This is a genomic window from Plantactinospora alkalitolerans, assembly GCF_015690345.1.
Classification (GTDB): domain Bacteria; phylum Actinomycetota; class Actinomycetes; order Mycobacteriales; family Micromonosporaceae; genus Plantactinospora; species Plantactinospora alkalitolerans.
On sequence record NZ_JADPUN010000308.1, the window covers coordinates 1 to 11,692 of the forward strand.

Annotated in this window: 11 protein-coding genes; 5 read left to right on the top strand and 6 right to left on the bottom strand. The window is 70.6% G+C overall.

From position 1 onward, the window contains the following. Window positions 1-407 (top strand): transposase (locus I0C86_RS34280; protein ID WP_323373422.1); only part of this gene is annotated, 407 nt, incomplete at its 5' end. Window positions 408-426: 19 nt separating this feature from the next. On the opposite strand, the gene I0C86_RS34285 is transcribed toward I0C86_RS34280, so the two are convergent. Then, window positions 427-885: an AraC family transcriptional regulator gene (locus I0C86_RS34285; protein ID WP_323374016.1), complete on the bottom strand. Its 459-nt coding sequence runs from the start codon at window positions 883-885 to the stop codon at window positions 427-429. Window positions 886-1,068: 183 nt separating this feature from the next. Here I0C86_RS34285 and I0C86_RS34290 point away from each other — a divergent pair, with 183 nt between their 5' ends. The 3 genes from I0C86_RS34290 (at window position 1,069) to I0C86_RS34300 (ending at window position 5,066) form a co-directional block, all read left to right on the top strand. After that, window positions 1,069-2,277, top strand: coding sequence for a D-alanyl-D-alanine carboxypeptidase family protein (locus I0C86_RS34290; protein WP_230395259.1), 1,209 nt, complete (start codon window positions 1,069-1,071; stop codon window positions 2,275-2,277). A gap of 41 nt (window positions 2,278-2,318) precedes the next feature. Further along, the gene (locus I0C86_RS34295) at window positions 2,319-2,879 is read left to right on the top strand and encodes a DUF1697 domain-containing protein (RefSeq protein ID WP_196205463.1); all 561 of its coding nucleotides are present in this window, start codon (window positions 2,319-2,321) and stop codon (window positions 2,877-2,879) included. 108 nt (window positions 2,880-2,987) lie between these two features. After that, entirely contained in the window at window positions 2,988-5,066 is a 2,079-nt protein-coding gene (locus I0C86_RS34300; RefSeq protein WP_196205464.1) for a hypothetical protein, read from the top strand. Here I0C86_RS34300 and I0C86_RS34305 read toward each other — a convergent pair. Both I0C86_RS34305 and I0C86_RS34310 read right to left on the bottom strand, forming a co-directional pair. Further along, window positions 5,041-6,189: an acyl-CoA dehydrogenase family protein gene (locus tag I0C86_RS34305; protein ID WP_196205465.1), complete on the bottom strand. Its 1,149-nt coding sequence runs from the start codon at window positions 6,187-6,189 to the stop codon at window positions 5,041-5,043. The two genes, I0C86_RS34300 and I0C86_RS34305, sit on opposite strands and share 26 nt — an antisense overlap. A gap of 85 nt (window positions 6,190-6,274) precedes the next feature. Beyond that, window positions 6,275-7,831, bottom strand: a complete 1,557-nt coding sequence (locus I0C86_RS34310) for an acyl-CoA carboxylase subunit beta (RefSeq protein ID WP_407676381.1) — start codon at window positions 7,829-7,831, stop codon at window positions 6,275-6,277. A gap of 190 nt (window positions 7,832-8,021) precedes the next feature. Between I0C86_RS34310 and I0C86_RS34315 the strand changes: the two genes are divergently transcribed. Continuing rightward, complete coding sequence (locus tag I0C86_RS34315; RefSeq protein ID WP_196205466.1) at window positions 8,022-8,594, top strand: snapalysin family zinc-dependent metalloprotease; 573 nt, start codon at window positions 8,022-8,024, stop codon at window positions 8,592-8,594. A gap of 114 nt (window positions 8,595-8,708) precedes the next feature. On the opposite strand, the gene I0C86_RS34320 is transcribed toward I0C86_RS34315, so the two are convergent. From I0C86_RS34320 to I0C86_RS34330, 3 genes are read right to left on the bottom strand one after another with little or no spacing between them, the layout of a single operon-like run. Continuing rightward, the gene (locus I0C86_RS34320) at window positions 8,709-9,614 is read right to left on the bottom strand and encodes a hydroxymethylglutaryl-CoA lyase (protein WP_196205470.1); all 906 of its coding nucleotides are present in this window, start codon (window positions 9,612-9,614) and stop codon (window positions 8,709-8,711) included. Between the two features lie 14 nt (window positions 9,615-9,628). Then, complete coding sequence (locus I0C86_RS34325) at window positions 9,629-10,975, bottom strand: acetyl-CoA carboxylase biotin carboxylase subunit (RefSeq protein ID WP_196205467.1); 1,347 nt, start codon at window positions 10,973-10,975, stop codon at window positions 9,629-9,631. Between the two features lie 45 nt (window positions 10,976-11,020). Continuing rightward, on the bottom strand, window positions 11,021-11,629 hold the full coding sequence (locus tag I0C86_RS34330; protein ID WP_196205471.1) for a TetR/AcrR family transcriptional regulator: 609 nt from the start codon (window positions 11,627-11,629) through the stop codon (window positions 11,021-11,023). Window positions 11,630-11,692: the final 63 nt, after the last annotated feature.

The following is an 11,692-nucleotide window of genomic DNA, read 5'->3' on the forward strand; positions in this document are numbered from 1 at the left end:
TGGCGAACCCCAAGATCGGCGAACGCGAGGTACTGGCCGCGATGCTGGAAGCCGACGCCGGGGTGATCGCCGAACACGACGGCATCCTGCTCATCTCGGACAAGGGCTTCGCCTCCAAACCGTTCGAGCGGCAACTCGCTGCCCAGGGCATCGAGCTGCTGCGACCGTCCCGCAAGCGGGAGAAGGCCCACTACGGCGAACCGATGCTCAAGAAGGTCCGCCAACTCATCGAGTCGGTCAACGACACCCTCAAAGGCCAACTCGACCTGGAAGAACACGGCGGACGGACCTTCGAGGGCGTCGCGGTCCGAGTCGCCCAACGCCTGCTGGCCATGGCCGCCGCGATCTGGCACAACAACAAGACCGGCGCACCCGTCACCCGGTCACTGATCGCCTACGACCACTGATCCATTCGGAACTACTCGTCTAGGAGCCGGCGGCGGCCTGCGGCTTCTCCTGGCTTGCGCATCCGCGCCGTTCCGCCAGGCCCCACATGAACACGAAACATCCGGGGATGCGGGGCGCACCCGTGGCGGCCCAGCGCCGCTGGAACTCGCTCGGCGTCTCCCCGACCAGTTCCCGGAACCGGCTGCTGAACGAGCCGAGGCTGGAGAAGCCGACGGCGTGGCAGACCTCGGTGACGGTCAGGTTGGTGGAGCGCAGCAGGTCCTGCGCGCGTTCCACCCGCCGCTGCGACAGGTACGCCGCCGGCGAGATGCCGTACGTGGCGGTGAACAACCGCTGGAAGTGGTACTTGCTGATGCCGGCCACCCCGGCGAGCGTCTCAAGATCGAGCGACTCGGTGTAGTGGCGGTCGGCGTGGTCACGAGCCCGGCGCAGGTGCACCAGCATGTCGCCCGGGGCTCGGCGCTGCGGTGCGCTCACGGCGCCAGTCTAGGCCGGTCAGGGCCACGGGCACCGCCGCCACCGCCGTACCGCCGGCGACCCCGGGGCCGATACGGCAAATCGCCACCCGAACGAGGGACGACAGTTACTCTCCGGAGTATGACGCGAGGGTTGCTCATACTCAGAGTAGCCAGTGCCGTGCTGGTGCTGCCGTCGGTGACGATGGCAGGTGCTCCCCGGGCGGCGGCGACGCGGCAGCTCGCTGCCCCGGAACAGAACCCGGCGGCCCGGCAGCCGACGACGGTACGGGTGGCTGCGCCGGAGAAACCGTGTCCCGTGCCGAGCCCGCCGGTGGCCCGACCCACCCGGCCCGCGCCGCCACCGCTCGATCCGGCGCACCGGACGGTGGGTGGCCCGGAGCTGGCGGCCGCCGGTCTGGTCGCCCCGGCCGGCGCACCAACACCGCCGGGGGTCACCGCGACCTCGTGGCTGGTCGCGGACCTGACCACCGGCGCGGTGCTCGGCGGCTGCGGTCCGCACGAGTACGGCGTACCGGCCAGCGTGCAGAAGCTCCTGCTGGCGGCGACGGTGATGCCGCAGCTCGATCCGACCCGACTGATCGAGGTGACCGAGTCGGACCTCGACTTCGAGCCGGGCAGTTCGGCCGTCGGTCTGGTCCGGGGCGGCCGGTACCCGGTCGAGACGCTGTGGCTGGGACTTATCCTCAACTCCGGCAACGACGCGGCGAACGTACTGGCCCGGCTCGGTGGCGGCACGGGAGGGATGGCCGGCGGTGTCGCCGCGATGAACGCCGAGGCCCGCAAGCTCGGGGCGTACCAGACGCATGCCGCGACACCGTCCGGTCTGGACGGCCCGGGGCAGTACACCAGCGCGTACGACCTGGCACTGATCGCCCGTGCGTGCTTCGCCCGCGAGGACTTCCGGCGGTACGCCGCGACGAGGATGGCGCAGGTACCGGCCCAGGAAGCGGGGAAGACCAAGGGCTATCCGATCTGGAACGACAACCAACTGCTGCACCAGTATCCGGGCGCGTTGGGCGGCAAGACCGGCTACACCGACCTGGCCCGGCACAGCTTCGTCGGGGCCGCCGAACGGAACGGCCGTACCCTGCTGGTCACCCTGCTCGGCGCGGAGTCGCAGCCGCTCCGCGGCTGGCAACAGGGCGCGGCGCTGCTCGACTGGGGCTTCGGGCTGCCCGCCGACGCCCGCGTCGGCCAGCTCGTCCCCCGGGGTCAGGTCGACTCGCGGGGACGGATCCCGTCCCAGGCCGCCGTGGCAAGCGGCGCCCGGTCCGAGAACGATCGGCGCTGGCGTCCCGGCTGGCTGCTGATGGCGGGCGCCCCGGTCGTCCTCCTCGGCATCCTGCTGACGATCCTCTTCCTGCTTCGGCGGCGGCGCGCGTCCGGCTGACTCCGTATCCAGCCCGCCCCGGCGGCACTAGCCTGACCGGCATGACCCAGTACGTCGCACTGCTGCGCGGCATCAACGTCAGTTCGGGCAATCGGATCAGTATGGCCGAGCTGCGCCGGATCGTCACCGACCTCGGACACCAGGACGTCAGGACGTACCTCCAGAGCGGAAACGTGGTCTTCGGCGCCGAGCCGGGGGCGGGCAAGGGACGCGGCTCGGGCCCGGATCGGCTCGGCGGTGCGATCCGGAAGGCCATCGCCGACGAGCTGGGCCTGGACGTACCCGTGCTGGTCCGGTCGGACGCGGAGCTGGCGGCGCTGGCCGCCGACAACCCGTACCTCAAATCGGAGCAGGACGAGACCAAGCTGCTGGTCGCGTTCCTGGCCGAGACGCCCGAGTCCGGCCGGGCGGCCGAACTGACCGTTCCGGGTACGGACACCGCCGAGTTCACCCTCGCCGGCCGGGAGATCTACCTGCACTATCCGGACGGGTTCGGCCGGACCAAGTTCAGCAACGCCTATCTGGAGAAGCAGTTGGGCACGGCGTCGACCACCCGAAACTGGAAGACCGTCCGGGCCCTGGCCGAACTGGCCGCCGACTGACCGGCGTGCCCTTCGACGGTTGCCGGCTGTTGCGAGACTTGTCCGAGTGGGCCGCCACTGCCGGAGCGGATGCACCGCGACCGGGACGGCGCCGGCCGGGAGGTCGCCATGACGTGGCTCGACCGTCAGATCAGGAAACGGTACGGCTACCGCGGCCAGCATCCGCCCACACTCGTGCCCCTGCCGGGCTGGTTGGAGATTCCTCGGCCCGACGCGGTTGACGCGGCGGTACGACTCCTGATGATTCGTCCGAGGGCCAAACGGCCGTACATCAGGAGCGTGGCGATCGTTGCCGAAGGCCCACCCGGCGCGCACGGGTTCGGCCTGGCCGTCGTGGCCCGGATGGTGTGCGCGGACCAACGGGTGCGGCGCCGGTTCGGGGAGCAGATCTGGTGGGTGACGGCGGGCCCCGAGACCCGGGACAAGCCGGGCACGGCCGCCGCACGCCACCAACGCAATGTCCGGTTGGCCGGGAAGTCGATGAGCTTCGACGGTGAGCTGTGGTCGGCGGCGGAAGACCGGGTCCTCGACATGTACCGCTGCTTGCTGCTGGTGGTCGACGCCGTCCCGGCCGATGCGGAATACAAGGGAGGTCTGCTGTCCGGTCGGCCTGGTCACGTGCACCTGGTGACCACGATGGACCGGGCGGGGATACCGAGCCGGGCCGACGCGGTCGCGGTGGACGCCGTGACCATCGAGCGGGCGGTACGGGACGCGCTGCGGACCCGCGCCGGCCGACTGCCGGCGGGCGGCGCGGAGCGGCTCGCCGAACTGGGCATTTTCGCGGAAGGGACGAAGATTCCGGTCGAACTCGTCCGGATGCTGTGGCGGTCGACGGCCGCGATGGGCCCGGACGACAGCGCGGCGCTGTGCCGGCGACTCGCGGAGTTGTCGCTGCTGCACCTCCACCCGGACGCAACGGTCGCCGTGGACCCGGTGGTCCGGTCGATCGGGCGGCTGGACCTCGGCGAGGGCCGCTTGACGGAGCTGAACGCCGCGCTGGTGGACGACCTGGCCGGCCGGCTGCCGCAGGCCGGACCGCTGGCGGGTAGCGTCCCGGACCGGGCCTGGTGGCGGCTCGCCGACCCCGAGGGCTACCTGTGCCGGCACCTGGTGTCCCACCTGCTCGACGCCGGTCGGCAGACGCGGGCGGGACTACTCGCCGGTGACCTCCGCTGGGTCACGCAGCGGCTGGTCCGGGGCGGGCTGGTCGCACCGTTCCGCGATCTCACCCTGGTGGCGCAGGCGACGAGCACGACCGCGCCGACGAGCGCGAACCGAGCCGTCGAGCTGCGTGCGGGGTTGGCGGAGAACGGCCCGCTGCTCGACCCGACCGTTCCGCCGGAGGCGGTGCTGGACATCCTGCTCTACCGCCTCCACCACCATCCCGGCTGGGGCGGGCAGGCCCGGGCACTTCAGGCCACGATGGACCGCCCGATCCTGGTCAACCTGCCGCCGGACCACCCTCTCGCCGGCCCGCCGCCCGGTTCCGGCGCCAGCGCCTGGGACGTCGACCTGAGCCTCGACGGCTCCCTGCTGGCCGTGACGAGCGGCGGAAGCACCGTCACCTGCCTGGACCTCGGCACCGGTCGTCGACGCCACCTGGAGTGTTCGCGGCGCGAATCCGCCGGGCGGGTCGAGTTCAGCCCGGACGGCAGTTGGCTGGCCGTACGAACGACGCACGCGACCGGGGGCTGGGGCGTCGAGGACCCGCCCGCCTCCACGTACGTCTACGTCTTCGACGTACGGACCGGGAACCGGCGCTTCACGCTCACCGGCGGGTACGCCCGCCAGATCCTGTCCTTCGCCGTCGGTCTGGACAGCAGTTGGCTGTTCACCCATGCCGAGGACGGCGACCGGGCCTGGGATGCTCGCACCGGTCAGCAGTTGGTGACCGTTCCGGCGAGCGGGATGCGCCCGCCGCGCGACAGTCTCCGGACCGAGACGACCAGCCCGGACGGCGCCTGGCGGGCGAGGGTGCACGAGAACGAGCTACGGCTGGAGGACGTCGCCCACGACCGACCCGGCCCCATGATGCGTCTCGGGCCGAGCCGGCACGACCGGGTGAACGGAACGCTCTGGCTGCCCGGGGAGGGCAACCTGCTCGCGTACGGCTTGACCGGGCTGCACTTCTTCCAGGTGCGTCGCCCGGCCGGACCGGTCACAGGCCGAGATCGCGGGCGATGATCATCCGCTGCACCTCGGAGGTGCCCTCGCCGATCTCCAGGATCTTCGAGTCGCGCCAGAACCGGGCCACCGGGAACTCGTTCATGAAGCCGTAGCCGCCGTGGATCTGGGTCGCCTCGCGGGCGTTGTCCACCGCGCACTCGCTGGCGTGCAGCTTGGCGATCGCCGCCTGCCGCTTGAAGTCCTCGCCGGCCAGCATCCGTGCCGCCGCGTCGTAGTACGCCAGCCGCGAGGTGTACGCCCGCCGCTCCATGTCAGCGATCTTGAACTGGATCGCCTGGAAGTTGCCGATCGGCTGTCCGAAGGCGTTCCGGTCCTTCGCGTACCGGATCGACTCGTCCACGCAGCCCTGGGCGAGGCCGACCGACAGGGCCGCGATGGCGATCCGCCCCTCGTCGAGGATCCGCAGGAACTGGGCGAAGCCCCGGCCGCGCTGGCCGAGCAGGTTCTCCGCCGGCACCCGGCAGTCGTCGAAGGTCAGCTCGTGGGTGTCGGAGGCACACCAGCCGACCTTCGAGTACCCCGGCGCGACCGTGAAGCCCGGGGTGCCGGACGGGACGATGATGCTCGACAGTTCCTTGGAACCGTCGGCGTTCACCCCGGTCACCGCGGTCACGGTGACCAGCGCCGTGATGTCCGTGCCGGAGTTGGTGATGAACGCCTTCGAACCGTTGATCACCCACTCGTCGCCGTCCAGGACCGCCCGGGTCGCCGTGCCGCCGGCGTCCGATCCGAAGCCCGGTTCGGTCAGGCCGAATCCGGCCAGCGCCTCACCCCGGGCCAGCTTCGGCAGCCAGCGGGCCCGCTGCTCGTCGGTGCCGAACCGGTAGATCGGCATCGCGCCGAGCGAGACCGCCGCCTCCAGGGTGATGGCGACGCTGGAGTCGACCCGGGCCAGTTCCTCCAGTACGAGGCAGAGCGCGAAGTAGTCCCCGCCCATCCCGCCGTGCTCCTCCGGGAACGGCAGGCCGAACAGCCCCATCTTGCCCATCTGCGCGACGACCTCGTACGGGAAGGTGTGCTGTTCGTAGTGTTCGGCGATGACCGGGGCGACCACCTCGCGGGCGAACTCCCGCACACTGGATCGCAGCGCCTCGTACTCGTCGGAAAGCCGGAAGTCCATGGGTTCCTCCAATGGGTCGGTCCGCCGGTGCGCTCGTGACGTCTCGGGCGGGTACTGCCGCTGATCCCGAACCGGGTCCTGGTCCCTAAACGGGCGTGACGCCGTGCCGGCGACGGGAGAAGTGCCGGTCCTTGCCCCGGGCGGCGTCGAACCGCCGGATCAGTTCCGGCCGCAGGTCGCCCGGCTCGACGATCGCGTCGACGACCAGTTCGCTGGCCAGCCGGACGATGTCGATGTCCTGCTCGTAGGCGGCGCGTCGCTCCGCCACGAAGGCGGCCCGCTCGTCCGGGTCCTCGATCGCGGCGATCTTGTTGGCGTAGACCGCGTTCACCGCCGCCTCGGCGCCCATGACCGCGATCTTCGCGGTGGGCAGCGCGATCGTCGCGTCCGGCTCGAAGCCGGGACCGGCCATCGCGTAGAGCCCGGCGCCGTACGCCTTGCGGACCACCACGCAGATCTTGGGTACGGTCGCCTCGGAGATCGCCGTGATCATCTTCGCGCCGTGTCGGATGATGCCCTGCTTCTCCACCGCCGTGCCGACCATGAACCCGGGCACGTCGGAGAGGAACAGCAGCGGCACGTTGAACGCGTCGCAGAGTTGGACGAACCGGGTCGCCTTGTCCGCCGAGTCGACGAAGAGCACGCCGCCCTTGAACATCGAGTTGTTCGCGACCACCCCGACGACCTCGCCGTTCAGCCGGCCGAAGCCGATGGTCAGTTCCTTCGCCCAGAGGGCATGGATCTCCAGGAAGGAGTCCGTGTCGAGCAGTCCCCTGACGTACCGGCGCATGTCGAACGCCTGCCGCTCGCTCGCCGGCACCAGCGCGGCCAGGTCGACGTTGCCCGGTGCGGCGGCGGCCGGCGCGGCCGGTGGCGCCTGCGTCCAGTTCGCCGGCAGGTACGACAGGTAGCGCCGGACCACGTCGAGGGCGTCCGCCTCGGTCTTGCAGAGGAAGTGCCCGACGCCGGACTCGGCGCAGTGCACCCGGGCCCCGCCCATCTCCTCCAGAGTGGTCTTCTCCCCGGTGACCATCTCGACCATCCGGTCCGATCCGAGGTACATGCTGGCGTTGCCGTCGACCATCGCCACGACGTCGCAGAACGCGGGGATGTACGCCCCACCGGCGGCGCTCGGTCCGAAGAGCGCGCAGACCTGCGGGATCGAGCCGGAGGCGCGTACCTGGTTCCAGAAGATCTTGCCCGCGCCGCGTCGCCCCGGGAACAGGTCGACCTGGTCGGTGATCCGGGCGCCGGCCGAGTCGACCAGGTAGACCATCGGCTGTCCGGCCGCGTACGCCCGCTCGATGATCCGAATGATCTTCTCGACGGTACGCGCGCCCCAGCTTCCGGCCTTGACGGTCGAGTCGTTGGCCATCAGGCAGACCTGCCGGCCGTCGATGCTGGCCGAGCCGGTGATCACGCCGTCGGCGGGGAGGCCCTCGGCGAGCGCGTTCGCGTACATGCCGTCCTCGACGAACGATCCGGAGTCGACAAGCATCGCGATTCGTTCGCGGGCGAACAGCTTGCCCTTGGCGGCGTTGGCCGCGTGGTACTTCTCCGCGCCGCCGGACCGGACCCGCTTGCCGAGCTGTTCCAGCTCCGTTCCGTCGTGCTGTCCGGGTGCCGCACCGTCGAGTGTCACGCCGACCCCCTAGCCCGTCTACCGACCTAAACGATCGTTAGGTTACGGCATCCGGGCGACTCCGGGCCACTCCGGGGCACCCCGCCAGCGGTCATACCGAACAACCACGTACCCGGAAAGGATGTTGAAATTGATAATTGTCGATAATTAGGATGCGGGCACCCCATACCACCCGATCGGAGAGTGAGTCATGACCTCACGGATCAGCCGACTCGTTGTCGCGTTCGTCGCGACGGCGGGTGCCACCCTGGGCGTCACCGTCGCCAACCCGTCGCCCGCCTCCGCCGCCATGACCATCTGCTACAACACCAGCCAGGCGGGCAGCTTCGGCGGCGTCGCGAACCAGGCCGCCTCGATCTGGAACAACGCCACGTCGAACCTGACGCTCTCGGCGAACTGCGGCAACAACCTCCGGATCTACTCGATCACCGGCGGCGGCTCGTACGCCGTCCGGACCAGCCTGGGCAACGGCCGGGTCTACATCGACACCCAGCAGGCCGCGCAGTACAGCCCGCTGCGGATCATGAGTCACGAGATCGGCCACATCCTCGGGCTGCCGGACAACTACAACGGAAACTGTTCACTGTTGATGTCCGGTGGCAGCGCCGGCACCAGCTGCACCAACCCGTACCCGAGCACCGCCGAGGCGAACCGGGTGACCAACCTCTTCGCCGGTACCCGGGTCAGTGGTGAGGACGCCCGCAGCACCGGAAGCCAGGTGTTCCCGGACAGCTGGCCGGCCGTGCTCGCTCCGATCGGCTGAGCCCAGCACGGTGGAGGGGCCGGCGAATCCACCGGCCCCTCCGCCGCGAACCTCGGCGAGCGAGGTTAAGAAGGGGCCCTTCCTATACAGAAAACGATAAGAAGGGGCCCTTCCTTACCTCGCCGTAAGGCGAGTACGCGGACCGGCGCGGAGCACTCCGGAGGGCAGCTCCCGGCCGACCAGTTCCTCGGCCAGTGCCGCCGCCTCCAGCAGCGCGTCGAGGTCGATCCCGGTCTCGATGCCCATGTCGTGCAGCATGTGCACCACCTCCTCGGTGGCGACGTTCCCGCTCGCCCCGGGCGCGTACGGGCAGCCGCCGAGGCCGCCGACGCTGGCGTCGTACTCGGTGATGCCGAGTTCGAGGGCGGTGAGCAGGTTGGCCAGGGCGGTGCCCCGGGTGTTGTGGAAGTGCAGCAGGACCGGGATGTCGGGCTGGCGGTCCCGGACCTCGGTGACGAGTTCCCGTACCCGGCGTGGGGTCGCCATCCCGGTGGTGTCGCCGAACGCGACCCGGTCCGCCCCGTCGGCCACCACCCGGTCCACGATTCCGGCCACCCGGGCCGGGGCGACGTCCCCCTCGTACGGGCAGCCGAAGCTGGTCGCGACGATCACCTCGGCGGTCGCCCCGGCGGAGTGCAGCAGGTCGATCAGTCCCGCGATGTCGTCCAGCGACTCGGCGGTGGACCGGTTGACGTTGCGCCGGTTGTGGGTGTCGCTGGCCGAGACCACCACCTCGATCTCGGTGAACCCGGCGGCGAGGGCCCGCTCCGCTCCGCGCGAGTTCGGCACCAGGGCCGAGTAGCGGACGGCGGGGGCCCGGAACGCCCGCGTCCAGACCTCGTCCGCGTCGGCCATCTGCGGGATTGCCCTCGGATGGACGAAGGAGACCGCCTCGATCCGGCGTACTCCGGTCCGGGACAGCGCGTCGAGCAGCCGGACCTTGCCGTCGGTCGGTACCGGGTCCTCGTTCTGCAGACCGTCGCGCGGGCCGACCTCGCGGATCGACACCGCACTCGGCAGGTCCGCCCGGCCGGTCACTTCTTCGCCCGCATCCGGCCGACGATGCCGGTGTCGTAGTCGCCGCCGACGAACTCGGCGTTGTCGAATAGCTCGGCGAAGAACGGCAGGTTGCACTTCGGACCCGCGATCTCGAACCCGGCCACCGCCGTCCGGGCCCGCGCGATCGCCTCGGACCTGTCCGCGCCGTACACGACGAGCTTGGCCATCAGGGAGTCGTAGAACGGCGTGACTGTCGTGCCGAGGGCGTACCCGGAATCGACCCGGACACCCTCACCGGTCGGCTCGGTCCACGCGGTCACCGCGCCCGGACCCGGCAGGAACCGCTTCGGATCCTCGGCGTTGATCCGCAGCTCGATGGCGTGCCCGCGCGGCGTCAACGCGGCCGGGTCGAACCCGGGTTCCAGTCCGGCCGCGACCCGAAGCTGCTCCTCGACCAGATCCACGCCGTAGACCAGTTCGGTCACCGGATGTTCGACCTGGAGCCGGGTGTTCATCTCCAGGAAGAAGAACTCCCCGGTCATCGGGTCGAGCAGACACTCGACGGTGCCCGCGTTGCGGTAGCCGACCGCCTCACCGGCCCGGACCGCGGCCGCCAGCAGCCGTTCCCGCAGTTCGGCCGAGACGGCCGGTGACGGCGACTCCTCGACCAGCTTCTGGTTACGCCGCTGTACCGAGCACTCCCGCTCGCCCAGGGCCACCACCCGACCGTCGGCAAGTCCGAGGATCTGCACCTCGACGTGCCGTACCCGGGGAAAGTAGCGCTCGATCAGCACCGAGCCGTCCCCGAACATCCGCTCGGCGAACGCGCGCACCTTGTCGTACTCGGTCCGCAGGCCGGCCTCGTCGGACGCCACCGCCATGCCCATCCCGCCACCACCGGCGGCGGCCTTGACCATGACCGGGAAGCCGATCGTCCCGGCGGCGGCCAGCGCCGCCTCCACGTCGGCGGCCGGTTCGGTGGTGCCGGGTGCGACCGGAACTCCGGCGTCGGCCATCAGGTTACGGGCGTTGATCTTGTCGCCCATCGCGGTGATCGCATCGGCACCGGGTCCGACCCAGATCAGCCCGTTCGCCTCGACGGTACGGGCGAAGTCCGCGTTCTCCGACAGGAAGCCGTACCCGGGGTGGACGGCCCGCGCATTTGTCGACTTCGCCGCGGCGAGGATCGCTTCCGGGTTGCGGTAGCTCTGCGCCGGATTGGCCGGTCCGACACAGATCGCCTCGTCGGCCTCGCGTACGAAGGGCAGGTCGACATCCGCCTCGGAGTAGACGGCGATCGTCCGGACACCGAGCCGCCGGGCGGTGCGGATGATCCGGCGAGCGATCTCGCCGCGGTTGGCGACGAGCAGCGACTCGATCATTTTCCTTGCGTTCCTTCCCAGGGGTGGGGTCGGCGTCCGGCCGGCTCAGTCGTCCGGATCCGCCAGCAGCGCGGCGAGGGTGGCGGCGCGCAGCAGCGCGGCCCGGCGCTGGCGGTCGACCTCGCCGCCGAGGAACGGCGTGGAGTTCATCAGACCGAATGCGGCGTGTGCCAGTACCCGGGCCTCGCCGGCCGACAGCTTCGGATGCAGCGCGGTCAGCACCCCGACCCACTCCTCGACGTAGAGCCGTTGCAGCCGGCGGATCTGCCGACGCGGCTCCTCGGGCAACCGGTCCAACTCGTGCAGGTGCAGCGCGATGACCGCGGGATTGGCCAGGGCGAACTCGACATGAAAGTCGATCAATGACTCGAGCGCCGCACGGGCATGCTCCGGTTGCTCGGCGACCCGCTGCCGGCCACCGGCCAGCAACCCGTCACTCACCGGCATCAACGCGGCGGCGAGCATCGCCTCCTTGCCCGCAAAATGGTGGTAGAGCGCCGGCCCGGTCACCCCGGCCGCCGATCCGATGTCGTCCATCGAGACCCCGTGATAGCCGCGGGCCGCGAACAGGCCGACCGCGATCTCCAGGATCTCGTCGCGGCGGGACCGCCGTCGCCGTACGCCGCTGGCGGGCACGCCGCCCTCCGCCCCCATCACCTGCTCCTCCACCGTCACCCGACCAGCCTAGCCAGGTGTCAATCGCCGGCCACCCGCCCC